This is a genomic window from Salinisphaera sp. PC39 (genome assembly GCF_040361335.1).
Lineage (GTDB): Bacteria > Pseudomonadota > Gammaproteobacteria > Nevskiales > Salinisphaeraceae > APNM01.
In genome coordinates this window covers 14,742-29,440 of record NZ_APNM01000018.1, presented here as the reverse complement: position 1 = coordinate 29,440, position 14,699 = coordinate 14,742, and the positions used below count along the sequence as shown (strand labels likewise).

The following is a 14,699-nucleotide window of genomic DNA, read 5'->3' as shown; positions in this document are numbered from 1 at the left end:
TCCCATGACCCTGTTTCGACGCACTATGACGGGCATTGCCGCCCTCGCCACCACGGTCGTCCTGGCGCTTGGCCTGCCGCTGTCCGCGGTGACTGCCGGGGGCGATAACGCCCACGACACCGGGCGCGAGGACCGGACCGCCACCGGCGCGCACGGCGGCCGTCTCCTTGAGGACGGCGCCTTCCGGCTGGAGCTTGCCCTGGTCGAGGCCGGCCTGCCGCCGGAGTTCCGCGCGTGGGCTTGGCACAACGGCAAGCCGTTGGATCCGGCCGAGGTCGATCTCACCGTGCGGCTGGAACGGCTCGGCGGTCGCACCGACGAGATCGGTTTCGAGCCGGTGGGAGACTTCCTGCGCGGCCGCCGGACCGTTTCCGAACCGCACTCCTTCGACGTGGTCGTACGCGCCGGGTACGGCGGACGCAGCCACACGTGGCGTTACGCCAGCCACGAGGGCCGGACCCGCATCCCGGACCCGATCGCGCAAGAGGCGGGTTTGGCCACCGCCACCGTCGGTCCCGCCACTTTGCGCCGGACGCTGACCCTGAGCGGACGCGTGCGACCGGACCCCGACCGGGTGGCGCGGGTGGCGGCACGCTACGCCGGCACGGTGCGGGACGTGAACGTCGGCCTGTTCGAGCGGGTGGAGGCGGGCACGCCCCTGGCCACGGTGGTGGCCCGCGACAGCCTGCGCCCCACCACCCTGCGCGCCCCCTTCGCCGGCACGGTGATAGAGCGCCACGCGGCGGTGGGCGACCTGGCCGGCGAAGCGCCGTTGTTCGTTATCGCCGACCTGGGCACGGTCTGGATCACGCTGGACGCGTTCGCGCGCGATCTGCGCGATATCGAGGCCGGTCAGGCGGTCACGGTGCACGATCTCGACGGCGGCACACTCGCACACGGCAGGATCGCCCGCATCGCCCCCACCAGCGGCCCGCGTCAGAACGTGCATCTGCGCGTCCCGGTGGCCAATGACGACGATCGGCTACGGCCGGGGCAGTTCGTGCACGGCGAGGTAACCATCGGCGAACGCCGCGTCGAACGCGCCGTCGCACGCAGCGCGCTGCAGCGCTTCCGCGGTTTCGATGTGGTCTACGCCCGCTTCGGCGACACCTACGAAGTGCGCATGCTGACGCTGGGGATGCGCGGTGCCACGCATGTGGAAGTGCTCGACGGTATCGCGGCGGGCACCGAATACGTCACCGGCAACAGCTTCCTGATCCGCGCGGACCTCGAGAAGTCCGGCGTCTCCCACAGCCACTAGGACCACGCCATGCTCGACCGCATCATCGCCGCGGCCATCAACCAGCGCTGGCTGGTGCTGCTGGCTGTAGCCGGCGTCGCCGCGCTGGGCGTTTACAACTATCGACTGCTGCCCATCGACGCGGTACCGGACATCACCAACGTCCAGGTACAGATCAACACCGAAGCGCCCGGCTACACCCCCCGGGAGGTCGAGGAGCGCATCACTTATCCCATGGAGACGCTGCTCGCCGGCCTGCCCAGACTGGACTACACACGCTCGCTGTCGCGCTACGGGCTGTCCCAGATCACGGTGGTGTTCGAGGAGGGAACGGACATCTATTTCGCCCGCCAGGTGATCGGCGAGCGCCTGGCCGAGGCGCGCGACGTCATCCCCGCCGGACTGTCGCCCGCTCTCGGGCCGATCGCCACCGGCCTGGGCGAAATCTTCATGTACACGGTCACCGCCGAGCCCGGTAGCGGCTATGACGCCACCGACCTGCGCAGCATCCAGGACTGGGTGATCCGCCCGCAGATGCGGCTGACGCCCGGCGTCACCGAGGTCAACACCACCGGCGGTTTCAGCAAGCAATACGTAGTGGCCCCGGATCCGGCCAAGCTGACGGCCCACGGCCTGGGTATGGACGATCTCCTGACCGCGCTGGAGGCCGGCAATGACAACGTCGGCGCCGGCTATATCGAGCACCGCGGCGAGCAACGCCTGGTGCGCGTGCCCGGGCGTCTCCAGAACCGCGACGATATCGGCGCTGTCATCGTCGCCGAAATCGGCGGTGTCCCGCTGCGGGTGCGGGACGTCGCCGAGGTGATCGAGGGCAGCGCCCTGCGCACTGGCGCCGCCACCCAGGACGGCGAGGAGGTGGTCCTGGGCACGGTGATGATGCTCATCGGCGAGAACAGCCGCGCGGTCGCCGCGGCCGCCGGCGAGCGTCTGGAACGGGTGCGCGACTCGCTGCCCGACGGCGTGACCGTCAATCCCCTCTACGACCGCACCGCACTGGTGGACAAGACCATCGCCACGGTGCAGAAGAACCTGGCCGAAGGCGCGCTGCTGGTGATCGCCGTGCTGTTCCTGCTGCTGGGTAACCTGCGCGCCGCGCTGATCACCGCGATGGTCATCCCGCTGGCGATGCTGGCCACGATCACCGGCATGGTCGGTGCCGGGGTAAGCGGCAACCTGATGAGTCTGGGCGCGCTCGACTTCGGTCTGATCGTGGACGGCGCGGTGATTATCGTCGAGAACTGCCTGCGCCGATTGGGCGAGGCCCAGCGACAGACCGGTTCGACGCTGGATCGCGGTCAGCGCCTGGCGGTTTTGCGCGATGCCGCCACCGAAGTGATTCGCCCGGCCAGCTTCGGCGTACTGATCATTCTCGCCGTCTATATCCCTATCCTCACCCTCACCGGCGTGGAAGGCCGGATGTTCCGGCCCATGGCGCTGACCGTGATGATGGCGCTGGGCGCGGCGCTGATCCTGGCCTTGACGTTCGTGCCCGCCGCGCTCGCCGTGGGTCTGCGCGGCCGCGTCAAGGCGGACGAGAACCGCTTGACCCGCCTCGCGCGCCAAGGCTATGCGCCGCTGCTTCGCGCGGCGTTGGCCGCCCGCATCCCGGTCGTGCTGGCGGCGCTGCTGCTGATCGTGGGCACCGGCTGGCTGGCTACCCGGCTCGGCACCGAATTCGTGCCGCAGCTGGACGAAGGCGACATCGCCATGCACGCCCTGCGCGTCCCCGGCACCAGCCTGACCCAGTCCGTCGCCATGCAGCACGACTTGGAACGGCGCCTGAAACGGATCGACGAGGTCTCCCACGTCTTCAGCAAGATCGGGACACCCGAAGTGGCGACCGATCCGATGCCGCCGTCGCTGGCGGACACCTTCATCATGCTCGCCGACCGCGACGACTGGCCCGACCCCGACCGTTCCAAGGCCGACCTGGAGGCCGAGATCCAAGACACCGTTCGCGACCTGCCCGGCAACAACTACGAGTTCACGCAGCCCATCGAGATGCGCTTCAACGAGCTCATCTCCGGCGTGCGTGCCGACCTGGCGATCAAGATCTACGGCGACGAGCTGGATACGCTGCGCGCCGCCGGCGAGTCGGTCGTCGCGGTCGTTGCCGAGCTCGACGGGGCGAGCGACACCCGGATGGAGCAGGTCAGCGGCCTGCCGGTGATCAGCATCCGTCCGGACCGCGTGGCGCTGGGCCGTCACGGCCTGGACGTGCGGCATCTGCAGGACACGGTCCGCACCGCCCTGGGCGGGACACCGGTCGGCGAGATATACGACGGCGACCGCCGCTTCGATCTCGTGGTGCGCCTGGATGAGGCGAGACGCAACGACATCGATGCACTGGAGCGTCTGCCCGTGACCGTTCCGGGCGGCGACCCGGGCTATGTGCCGCTGCGCGAAGTCGCCGCCATCGAGCGGACCACCGGGCCGAACCAGATCAGCCGCGAGAACGCCAAGCGCTACATCACGGTCAGCAGCAACGTCGCCGGCCGAGACCTGGGTACCTTCGTGGCCGAGGCCCGGACGGCCGTGCGCAATCAAGTGGACATGCCGGCCGGTTATTGGGTGGAATACGGCGGCACTTTCGAACAGTTGCGCTCGGCCCAGCAGCGCCTGAGCCTGGCGGTGCCGGCCACGCTGGTGATGATCCTGGCCCTGCTGTTCACCGCTTTCGGTTCGCTGCGCGACGCGCTGCTGGTGTTCACCGGCGTACCGCTGGCGCTGACCGGGGGCGTCGCCGCCCTGTGGCTGCGCGGCATGCCGTTGTCGATCTCCGCGGCGGTCGGCTTTATCGCGCTTTCCGGCATCGCGGTGCTCAACGGTGTGGTAATGCTGTCCTTCATCCGCGATCTGCGCGCTCACGGCATGCCCCTGCAGCAGGCGATCATGGAAGGTGCCTTGCAGCGCCTTCGGCCGGTACTCATGACCGCCCTGGTCGCCAGTCTCGGGTTCGTGCCGATGGCGCTGAATACCGGCACCGGCGCCGAGGTCCAGCGACCGCTGGCGACCGTGGTGATCGGCGGCATCTGCTCCGCCACCCTGCTCACCTTGCTGGTACTGCCGGCCCTGTACCGCCTGGCTTATCGAGAGTCTCGATCATAGACGGACGGGCCGGATGGAATCCGGGACGTGATGCTATTCGCTTTACCTTGTAGCGACTGCAACCTTTACGATCGTCAACCTCATACATCCCGTCGGGATTCGGTAACCGGAGCACGTCATGTCCGCCTGCTGCGACGAGGACGACGCACATATCGCCGAGTTGCGCGAACGCCAGACACGCATGCTCTGGGCGGTGCTGGCGATCAACGCGAGCATGTTCCTGGTCGAGTTCACGGCCGGATGGCTGGCGGCCTCGAACGCCCTGATGGGCGACTCCCTGGACATGCTCGGGGACACACTGGTGTACGGCCTCAGCCTGTTCGTGGTGGCCCGCAGCGACCGCTGGAAGGCAGTATCCGCCGGCTTCAAGGGCACGATCATGCTCGGCTTCGGCCTGCTGGTGCTCGGCGACGCCGTCGCCAAGGCATGGTCCGGCGACACGCCGCAGTACGGGATCATGGCAGCGGTCGGCCTGCTGGCGCTGCTTGCCAACACCCTGTGTCTGGTGTTGCTCACGCGCCACCGCGGCGACGACGTCAATATGCGCTCGGCCTGGGTCTGCTCCCGCAACGATCTCGTGGCGAACAGCGGGGTCCTGGTCGCCGCCGCGCTGGTGGCCGGGACCGGCAGCCGTTGGCCGGACGTGATCGTGGGCGCGGCAATCGCCGCCCTGTTCCTGCGCTCGGCCATCGGCGTGCTGGGCCAGGCACGTCTCACACTGACCGGCGCCGGCCCGCCGCGGAGAGTCAGCCGCTCGTGAACAGGTGACTGTAGGAGATAGCGCCTACGAGGGACTTTCCCCCGGTATCGCGGTCACCGTCATCAGCCCCCAGAACCAGTCGATCCGATAGCGTTCCAGCCGCGACACCGCCCAGCCCGTGCGCGCCAGGAGCGCCCGCAGCGAGGCGGCACCGTAAGTCCGGTAATGGCCGTCGTCGACCCGGCGCAGCCACCAGTCGAGCAGACGACAGGCCAGGTAATCGGCGCACCAGTCGGTCAGGACCAGCCGCCCGCCGGGCGCGAGTACCCGCCGCATCTCGCGCAGAGCCTCCTCGGGGCGGCGGATGAAGTGGAACATGCTCACCGAGACCACGGTGTCGAAGGCCCCGTCCGCGAACGGCAGCTCCTCCGCCGCCGCGCACCGCAGATCGACCGCCGGCCCGAGCCGCCGCCGGGCGACGGCGAGCATCGCCCCGCTCAGGTCGACCCCCGACAGGGCGGCCCCGGGCGTGCCTTGCGCCAGACGCTGCAGCAGCACGCCCGAGCCGCAGCCGACATCCAGGATACGGTCGTTCTCCGCGACCGGCATACGCCGCAGGGTCTCGCCGGTAGTGCGCTCGACGTAGGCGGACCAGCGCCGATCGTAACGCCCCGCCTCGCGGTTGTATTCCCGACGGAGACCGTCGTAATTGCCACCTGCCATGATTTTCGGGCACCCGTCGTGTTTCGGATGATCGGCCTCGACCTCGGCTCAGCGCGACACTTGCGCGCTGGCCAGGATGACCAGAGTTCCGGGGACCGCGAGGCCGGCGCCCGCCAGATCCCAAGTATTCGGACACAGCCCCTCTGCCAGCCACAGCCATGCCAGCGATGCGGCGATGAAGATGCCGCCGCAGGCGGCATGGATGCGACTGGCGAAGCCCACGTCGACGCGCGTGAGCAGGTACGCAAACAGCGCCTGGGACGCCAGGCCCGGCAACAACAGCCGCCAGGCGCTCCCGCCCCGGCGCAGCCAGGCCCAGAAGGCGAAGCACCCGGCGATCTCCGCCAACACCGCAGCCGCATCCACGGCCATACCCATGAGGTAAAAACGAGTCATGGCGCGCTCCCCCGATCATCCCAGCACAGGTGCCGCCGGCGTGCCGGGAGTAACACCGACCGTCAGACCCGGCGCCGCAACGCGGCATCGCCGCGGGTGCCATCCGCGATCCGGACGGCCTCTCGCAGCTCGGACACGAACACCATACCGTCGCCGGGATGCCCCTCGCCGGTTCGGGCGTGCTCGACGATGGTCTCGATCACGGACTCGATCAGTTCGTCCGGCACGTCGATCTCCAGCTTGGCCATCTCGGTCTTGACCAGGCGGCCATCCTCGACGGCATGACCGAACTCGCGCAGATGCACCACGGCGATGCCCGGGAGACCAGGAATCGCCGCCAGCGCGTCGACCACGTGGTCCAGCATGGGCTCGCGGACATATGCCTTGATTTCCTGCATGATCCGTCCTCTGTTGCCTCAGATTTCGACCTCGCGCCGCGGCTCCGCGAACCACCGATAGACCGCCGGCAGCACCAGCAGAGTCAACAGCGTGGAAGTCACCAGGCCGCCGACCACCACGGCCGCAAGCGGCCGCTGGACATTGGCGCCGATGCCGTCGGCCAGCAAGAGCGGGATCAGGCCGAGAATGGCCACTGAAGCCGTCATCAGCACAGGGCGCAGACGATGCTCGGCGCCGGTGCGCACGGCCTCGTCACGATTCAAGCCCTGATCGCGCAACTGGTTGATGTAGGACACCAGCACCACGCCGTTGAGCACGGCCACGCCGAACACGGCGATGAACCCCACCGCGCCGGCCACCGATAGATACAGTCCCGAGGCCCACAGGGCGAAGATGCCGCCGGTGATGGCGAACGGCACGTTGAGATAGATCAGCGCCGCATAGCGGAAGCTGGAGAAGGCGATGAACAGCAGCAGGAAGATCAGCGCCAGGGTGATGGGCACCACGATGTACAACCGCGCCATGGCCCGCCGCTGGTTCTCGAATTGGCCGCCGTACTCGACGAAATAGCCGGCGGGCAGGTCCACCTCTTCCTTGACCCGCGTCTGGAGCTCGCTGACGACGCCACCCATGTCGCGGCCACGGACGTTGAGTTGCACGAACAACCGGCGGCTGGCCTTGGCGCGGGAGATTTTCTTGGGCCCGCGATAGACCTCCACGTCTGCCACGCGCGACAGCGGGATCAGCGCGCCCTCCGAGGTGCGAAACTGCAGATCGCGGATGGCATCCACCTGACCGCGCGCGGTCTCCTGCAAACGCAGGAAGATGTCGAAGCGTCGAATACCCTCGAACACTTGGCCGACCGTGGCCCCGCCGATGCCGGCCTCGACCACGCCCAATACCTCGTCCAACGGGATGCCGTGGCGCGCCAAGGCCTCCCGGTCCGGACGCACCACGACCTGGGGCTTGCCGCCCTGCTGCTGCATGCGCACGTCCACCGCCCCGGGGACCTCGCGGGCGATGCCCGTGATCTGGCCACCGAGCTTGGCAAGTTTGTCGAGATTCTCGCCGTAGACACTCACGACCACTTGCGCCAGCACGCCGGACAGCAGCTCGTCGGTGCGCAGCTGGATCGGCTGGGAGACGTTGTTGGCCAGGCCCGGCACCTCGGCGCTCAAGCGATCGGCCAAGGCCGACTGCAATCCCTCGTAGTCGCGCCCGCTCTGCCATTCGTCCAGCGGCTTGAGCGTCACCATGGAGGCGATCACATTGACCGGCTCCGGGTCGCCGCCGACCTCGGCACGACCGACGCGAGCGTACACGCCGGTGACTTCCGGGAACTCGTTCATCACCGACTGCACGCGCTTGGCATACTCATTGGTGGTCTTCAGATTGGCCCCGGGCGGCAGCGTGGAGCGCACCAGAAAGGTGCCCTCGCGCAGGGTGGGCACGAACTCGGTGCCCAGGGCCGGAAAGATCGCCAGGCTGATTCCGAATAGCACCACCGCGATGCCCAGCACCAGTGCCGGTGCCTCGATCGCCGCATCGCGCAGCGGCCGGTAGCCGGCCTTGAGCCAACGCACCAGCCGCGGCTCGCCGTGCACGCTGTCCCTCTTGAACAATAGCGATGTGAGCACCGGCACCAGCGTCAGGGAGAGGATCAACGCGCCGACAAGTGCGAAGGAGATGGTATAGGCCATCGGCGAGAACATCTTGCCCTCGACCCCCTGGAGGGTGAACAGCGGCAGGAACACGATGATGATGATGGCAATGGCGAAGGTGATCGGCTGGGCCACCTCCCGGGCGGCCTCGCTCACCAGCCGCAGCATGGATATATCCTCGTCGACGCGTTCCTCCAGGTGACGGAAGATGTTCTCGATCATCACCACCGAGCCGTCCACCATCATGCCGATGCCGATGGCGAGCCCGCCCAGGCTCATGAGGTTGGCCGACATGCCGACGTAGTTCATGGCGATGAAGGCGATCAGCACGCTCAAGGGCAGGCTGGCAAGCACGATCAGCGTGGAGCGCAGGTTGCCCAGGAACAGGTACAGAAACACCAGCACCAGCACCGCGCCTTCCAGCAGCGCGGACTCGACCGTACCCACCGCCTTTTCGACCAAGTCCGACTGCGAGTAGTACTGGTTCAGGCGCATGCCCTCGGGCAGAGCCTCGTTGATAGCCTCAGCCTTCTTATCCACCGCCTCCAGCAGCTTCTGGGTGTTGGTGTAGATCAGCTTGAGCACGAAGCCGCCGACCGCCTCGTCGCCGTTGGCGACCAAGGCGCCGCGCCGGATCGCCGGCCCGAATGCGACCTCGGCGATATCCCGGATGTAGACGGGGGTGCCGTCCTGCTCGGCGACCTGGATATGGCGCAGGTCATCCAGGCCCTTCTTGCCCGGATCGACCCAGCCGTAGCCGCGGATGATGTACTCCTCGCCGGCCCGGTTGATGAAGGAGGCACCGACGTTGCGATTGTTGGCCGCCAACGCCCGGCGCACGTCCGCCACGGTAAGGTCGCGCGCGGCCAGCGCGTTGGAATCCAGCTTGACCTGGTACTGCTTCTCGAAGCCGCCGATGGACAGCACGTCGGTGACCCCCGGCACGGTGCGCAACTGCGGCTTGACGATCCAGTCCTGAGCCACACGCAGATCCATGAGGGAATGGTTCGCCCCCTTCTCGTTCTCCACCGTGTACATCATGACCCGGCCCAGGCCGGTGGTGATCGGGCCGAGCTGCGGCTCGCCCAGGCCCGGCGGAATCTCGCGGCGCGCCTTGGCCAGACGCTCCATCACCAGCCGCCGGGCGAAATAGATGTCGGTGCCGTCCTCGAAGTAGATATTGACCCGCGACAGCCCGAAGATGGAGGTGGACTGGACCCGTTCGAGCCCCGGCAATCCGTACATCGAGATCGATACGGGGTAGGACACCAGCGTCTCGACGTCCACCGGCGACAGACCGGGGCTGGACGTGAACACCTGCACCATCGGCGGCGTGACGTCCGGGAAGGAATCGATCGGCACGCGGTTCAGGGACAGGACACCGATGCCGGCAATGGCGGCTATGACCACCAGCGTCAGCAGGCGATTGTTGAGTGCGAGTCTTACCAGACCTTCAATCATGCTTTGTGCTCCTCGCGCCGATCAGTGGCCATGGGCCGCGTTGCGGCCGCTGGCGGTCAGGGCGGACATCAGATCGAACGCGCCCGACACGACCAGACGCTCGCCGGGCTCGACGCCGGCGAGGATCTCCACCCGTCCATCCGCCTCGGCGCCGGTGCGTACCGGCATCGCGCGAAACGCCCCGGGCTCCTGGCCGGGCACGAACACCACTTGCCGCCCGTCGACGGTCTGCACCGCGTCCACCGGCACCAAGGCAAGGCGTTGTTCGCTCTCGGTATGGATGCGCGCGGTGCCGAACATGCCCGCACGCAGCAGGCCGTCCCCGTTGGGTACGATCGCGCGTACGCGCACCGTGCGCGATTGCTCGTCCAGATCCCGGGAGACCCAGTCGGTCTTGCCGGTGAAGGTTCTGCCGGGCAGGGCCCGCACGGTCAGCTTCATCCGCTGGCCGGGCGCCAGACGCGGCATATCGGTTTCGGCGACCTCGACCATGACCCACATCCGCTCACTGTTGACAATGTGGATCGGGGTTTCATCGGCCGACACCGTTTGCCCCGGCATCACGTCGCGGCGCTGGATGACGCCGGCCATGGGCGCGCTGAGCTCGTACCGGGACAGCGGTTGTTCGCCGCCGACGGCGATGGCGTCGATGGCCGACTCGTCGAGACCGTACAGCCGCAGCTCGGCGCGGGCCGCATCGCGCTCGGCCTTGGCCTGCAGATAGCCCACCCTGGAATCCAGCAGCTCGGCCTCGCTGACGATCTGGCGCCCGGCCAGCTTTTGGTCGCGCCGATAATCGGCCCGCGCCGACTCGTAACGCGCGGCGGCGGTCAGGTAATCCGCCTTGGCGCGACCGAGCTGCACGCTGTCGAGCACCGCCACGGTCTCGCCGGCCCGGACCTTCTCGCCCAGATCCTTGGTGATCTCGACCACCTTGGCCTCCAGCCTGGGGCCGACCCGGGCCACCCGGTCGGCGTCGAAGCGCACCGTGGCCGGCGCCTGCACGAGGGCGGCGGTCGAGCCCGCCTCGGCCGATGCGATCTTCAGGCTAAGACGTTGGCGCTGCGTCTTCGTGAGATGCACGCGGTCCTGGCGGGAAGCTTGCTTTTCCTCCCGGCCCGGCTCGTGACCTTTTTCCTCGTGGCCGCCATGATCGCCTTGCCGGGCCTTTTCCGTCGTGTGACGCGGATCTTTCGATTGGGCCGGCGCGGCGGCGTCCTGACCACAGGCGCCAAGCGGTGCCAGTGCGGCAAGCAGCAGCCAAGCGCAAATCCGGTTCGTGCGGGGCATGATAGGTGTCTCCTGTCGATTCATCGGGACGCTTCGCTCCGGGCGGCGGCGTTGTCCATCGCAACGAGGCCGCCGGTGGCGCGCTCCAGATCGGTGCCCGCGACCACCAGCGCATCCAGTGCATCGAGATAGTCGCGGCGGGTGTTGATCAGGGTGTCCTGGGCGGCGGTCAGGGCCGGCGCACCCAGCTCACCGGCCTCGAAGGCGCGGCGCGTAAGCTCGAAGTTCTGACGGGCGGCGGCCACGACCTCCTCGGTCAAGGCGGCGACCCGTTCGCGTGCGGCCTGGTAGTCCGACAGCGCGGACAGCACCTGAATGCGGACCGTGCGTTGCAACGTATCTCGCGCCAGCAGGACGGCGTCCAGCTCGGCACTGGCCTGCTTGCGCTCGCCGCCATAGCGGTGCAGCAGCGGCAGCTCAAAGCCCACGCCGCCACCGGCCACCTGGGCGTTCTCCTCTTCTTTGTAGAAGCCGAACACCTTCAGGTTGGGCACGACCTGACGGCGGGCTAGCTTGAGCTCCTCCTGCGCGGCGTGGACTTCTTTCGCCGCCGCCGCCAGGTCGCCACGCCGCCGCACGGCACGCTGCAGCAACTGGTTCCGGCCGGGTAGCCGCAGCGGCGCCGGCGCCAGCCGGCCCTGCAACGACAGCGATTCGGATGGGTCCACGGCCAGCAACTCGGCCAGCCGCAAGCGGACCTGGACCTGCCGATTCCGCGCCTGCGCCAGCAAGGCCCGGGCACGACCCAGGCCGATGCGCGCGGTATTGGCCTCCAGCCGGTTGGCCTTGCCGGCATCGAGCCGGCGTCTGGCGTAAGCCGCCAGGTCGCGGTTGACCGCCAGCACGGCCTCGGCCGTGGCGACCGCTCGATCGGCGACCAGGGCCTGCAGGAAGGCCGCACGCACCCGCGCGCGGACCGCGGCCCTCAGGAAGTCGAGCTGGGCGCGCGCCCCGGCGAGCCGGGATTCGGCCGCGGCTTCGCGCAGCTCACCCTGGCCCGCGATCCAGAATTCCTGGGACAGGCGGACACCAATATCCGATGTGGTCGTGCCGTCCGGCGCTTCGCGCTCGGCGCTTTCCAGCTCGAGCTCGGGGTTGGAGGGCACCGCAACGTCGGCGTGCTCGCGCACGCCCTCGCGGCGGCGCAGCTCGATGCGGGCACTGCGCAGGGTCGGGTTGTATTCGGTGGCCCATTGCAGGGCCCGGTCCAGAGTCAGCGGTTGCGGCAGCCGTTCCGGCTCGACCGCCTGGGCCGCGGCGGCCAGGCACAGGAGACCGGCCGCGGCAAGCAACGGATGGAAACGCATGGCGAGTCCTCATCGCGATTGGGCAGACCACGGGCGCGGGCCCGCGGCACTCGGCGAGGAAGACTCAGGCTATGGGCGGTATGAAGGGCGGGTCGGGCAGGGTTTCGACCGGCATCTCGGCGACCCGTGCGCCGGCGACGGCCGGCATGGCCGGGCCTTCGGCCCGTATCGTCGGCGCCAATGCCAGGAGATGGGCGCCGGCATGACAGCAATGGTCGCAGCGATCGACCAGGTCGCCGCCGTCGACATGGGCGTGGGCGGTGCTCGTCCCGCCCGCCGGCGCGGGCAAATCCACGTGCCCGGCCCATGCGAGGCCGTTGGCGGTCAGGCACAGGACCACGAGCAGGTGGATGAGTCGGCGCGCCGGAGAACTCATGGGCCGTAGAGCCTAACAGCGGCACGGGCCGCCGCCAATGCGGCCGGTTCAGTCCCCGCGTTCGTCGAGGAAGGCGATGGCCGCATCCAGCCGCGCCAGGGTGCGCTCGCGGCCGAGGACCGCCAGGGTCTCGTCGATGGGCGGCGACACCGGGCCGCCGGAGATCGCCACGCGGATCGGTTGCGCCACCTTGCCCAGGCCGACCTCCGCGGCCTCGGCCACGCCGTGCACGGCGGCGTGGAGGGGCTCGGGCTCCCAGGCATCGAGCCCGCCCAGGGCCGCGCGGACCTCGGCCAAGCGGTCTCGGGCCGGGACCTTAAGGTGCTTTTTCACCGCCTTGTCGTCGTAGGCCTCGACATCGCGGTAGAAGTACACGCTCTTCTCGGCCATGTCGGCCAGGGTCTTGCAGCGCTCGCGCTGGATGCGAACCACGTCCGCCAGCGGCGGGCCGTCGTCGGTGGCCACGCCCAGGTGATGCAGGTGCCAGGCCAGTTCCTTGGCCACGTAGTCGGGGTCGGCAGCCTTGATGTGCTCGTGGTTGACCCAGAGCAGCTTCTCCGGATTGAAGGTGGCGGCGCCGCGCTGCACGTCGCGCAGGTCGAACAACTCCACCATCTCGGCGAGGCTGAATATCTCCTGGTCGCCGTGCGACCAGCCCAGGCGCACCAGGTAGTTGAGCAGGGCCTCGGGCAAAAAGCCCTGCTCGCGGAAGGCCATCACGCCGACCGCGCCGTGGCGCTTGGACAGACGCTTGCCGTCCTCGCCCAGGATCATGGGCACGTGCGCGTACACCGGCGGGCGTGCGCCCTCACCGGCCTCGCCGATGTCCACCAGGGCGTCGTAGATGTGGATCTGGCGCGGGGTGTTGTTGACGTGGTCGTCGCCGCGGATGACGTGGGTCACGCCCATGTCCATGTCGTCCACCACCACGCAGAAGTTGTACGTGGGCGTGCCGTCGGAGCGGGCGATGATGAGGTCGTCCTGCTCCTCGTTGGAGAGCACGATGTCGCCCTTGATCAGGTCCGGGATCACGATCTCGCCAGTGCGCGGCGTGGCGAAGCGGATCACCGGCGACACGCCGGGCGGCGGCTCCGGCAGGGTCTTGCCCGGCTCGGGACGCCAGGTGCCGTCGTAGCGCGGCTTCTCGCCGCGGGCGCGCTGCGCCTCGCGCATCGCCTCCACTTCGGCTGCGGTGCAGTAGCAGCGATAGGCGCGACCCTCGTCCAGCAGCCGGTCGAGCACCTGCCGGTAGCGGTCGAAGCGTCGGGTCTGGTAGGTGATCTCGCCGTCGTGGTCCAGGCCCAGCCATTCCATGCTGTCCAGGATCGCCTGCACCGCCTCGGGCGTGGAGCGCTCGCGGTCGGTGTCCTCGATGCGCAGCAGGAAGCGGCCGCCGGTATGGCGGGCGTGCAGCCAGGAGTAGAGAGCGGTGCGGGCGCCGCCGATGTGCAGGTAGCCGGTGGGCGACGGGGCGAAGCGGGTTACGACGGTCATAAGGCTCGAATTCGGCTATTCACGAACCACAGAGACACAGAGGCACAGGGCGCGAAGAGGATGAAGAAGTACTCAGCACCTTCCTACCCTCTGTGCCTCTGTGCCTCTGTGGTTAGCCGGCCTTCCGTCGAATCCGGGTCAGGCGGCGAACTGCCGCTGTAGCTGGCGGGCGGCGACGGGGGCCGGCCTGGACAAGAGACAAGTATTCTCTACTTCTTGCCCATGCCGTAGCGCATGCGGAAGCGCTCGATCTTGCCGGTCGAGTCCATGATGGTCTGCTTGCCGGTGTAGAACGGGTGCGTCGCCGAGGTCACCTCCAGCTTGATCAGGGGGTATTCGTTGCCGTCCTCCCACTGGATGGTTTCGTTGCTGTGCACGGTGGAGCGGGACAGGAACGCGAAATCGCTGCCCATGTCCTTGAATACCACCGGCCGGTACTCGGGATGGATGTCCTTCTTCATGATCGCTACGCCTCTGTTCAATCAATCCCCTCTCCCCGCCTCGAGGAGAGCGTTAGGGAGAG

12 protein-coding genes are annotated in these 14,699 nt (G+C 68.4%); 3 read left to right on the top strand and 9 right to left on the bottom strand.

The features are described from left to right. Positions 1–4 precede the first annotated feature (4 nt). From PC39_RS14615 to PC39_RS14605, 3 genes are all read left to right on the top strand, one after another. Positions 5–1,261, top strand: a complete 1,257-nt coding sequence (locus PC39_RS14615) for an efflux RND transporter periplasmic adaptor subunit (protein ID WP_353254145.1) — start codon at positions 5–7, stop codon at positions 1,259–1,261. 9 nt (positions 1,262–1,270) lie between these two features. Then, complete coding sequence (locus PC39_RS14610; RefSeq protein WP_353254144.1) at positions 1,271–4,369, top strand: efflux RND transporter permease subunit; 3,099 nt, start codon at positions 1,271–1,273, stop codon at positions 4,367–4,369. Between the two features lie 118 nt (positions 4,370–4,487). Beyond that, positions 4,488–5,129 (top strand): cation diffusion facilitator family transporter, encoded by a 642-nt coding sequence (locus tag PC39_RS14605; RefSeq protein WP_353254143.1) that lies wholly within the window; start codon positions 4,488–4,490, stop codon positions 5,127–5,129. Positions 5,130–5,153: 24 nt separating this feature from the next. Here PC39_RS14605 and PC39_RS14600 read toward each other — a convergent pair whose 3' ends face one another. From PC39_RS14600 to PC39_RS14560, 9 genes are all read right to left on the bottom strand, one after another. Beyond that, positions 5,154–5,792 (bottom strand): class I SAM-dependent methyltransferase, encoded by a 639-nt coding sequence (locus PC39_RS14600; RefSeq protein ID WP_353254142.1) that lies wholly within the window; start codon positions 5,790–5,792, stop codon positions 5,154–5,156. A gap of 48 nt (positions 5,793–5,840) precedes the next feature. Continuing rightward, positions 5,841–6,188 carry a YnfA family protein gene (locus PC39_RS14595; RefSeq protein WP_353254141.1) on the bottom strand — a complete coding sequence of 116 codons (348 nt, stop codon included), beginning with the start codon at positions 6,186–6,188 and terminating at the stop codon, positions 5,841–5,843. Between the two features lie 62 nt (positions 6,189–6,250). Continuing rightward, positions 6,251–6,586, bottom strand: a complete 336-nt coding sequence (locus PC39_RS14590; RefSeq protein ID WP_353254140.1) for a P-II family nitrogen regulator — start codon at positions 6,584–6,586, stop codon at positions 6,251–6,253. A gap of 18 nt (positions 6,587–6,604) precedes the next feature. Beyond that, a complete protein-coding gene (locus tag PC39_RS14585; protein WP_353254139.1) occupies positions 6,605–9,709 on the bottom strand; it encodes an efflux RND transporter permease subunit in 3,105 nt (1,034 codons plus the stop codon). A 21-nt stretch (positions 9,710–9,730) separates the two neighbouring features. Further along, positions 9,731–10,999 carry an efflux RND transporter periplasmic adaptor subunit gene (locus PC39_RS14580; RefSeq protein WP_353254138.1) on the bottom strand — a complete coding sequence of 423 codons (1,269 nt, stop codon included), beginning with the start codon at positions 10,997–10,999 and terminating at the stop codon, positions 9,731–9,733. A 20-nt stretch (positions 11,000–11,019) separates the two neighbouring features. Beyond that, positions 11,020–12,306: a TolC family protein gene (locus PC39_RS14575; RefSeq protein ID WP_353254137.1), complete on the bottom strand. Its 1,287-nt coding sequence runs from the start codon at positions 12,304–12,306 to the stop codon at positions 11,020–11,022. Between the two features lie 64 nt (positions 12,307–12,370). Next, on the bottom strand, positions 12,371–12,682 hold the full coding sequence (locus PC39_RS14570) for a hypothetical protein (protein ID WP_353254136.1): 312 nt from the start codon (positions 12,680–12,682) through the stop codon (positions 12,371–12,373). Positions 12,683–12,730: 48 nt separating this feature from the next. Next, positions 12,731–14,176, bottom strand: a complete 1,446-nt coding sequence (gene gltX, locus PC39_RS14565) for a glutamate--tRNA ligase (RefSeq protein ID WP_353254135.1) — start codon at positions 14,174–14,176, stop codon at positions 12,731–12,733. Between the two features lie 209 nt (positions 14,177–14,385). Continuing rightward, positions 14,386–14,637: a type B 50S ribosomal protein L31 gene (locus tag PC39_RS14560; protein WP_353254134.1), complete on the bottom strand. Its 252-nt coding sequence runs from the start codon at positions 14,635–14,637 to the stop codon at positions 14,386–14,388. Positions 14,638–14,699: the final 62 nt, after the last annotated feature.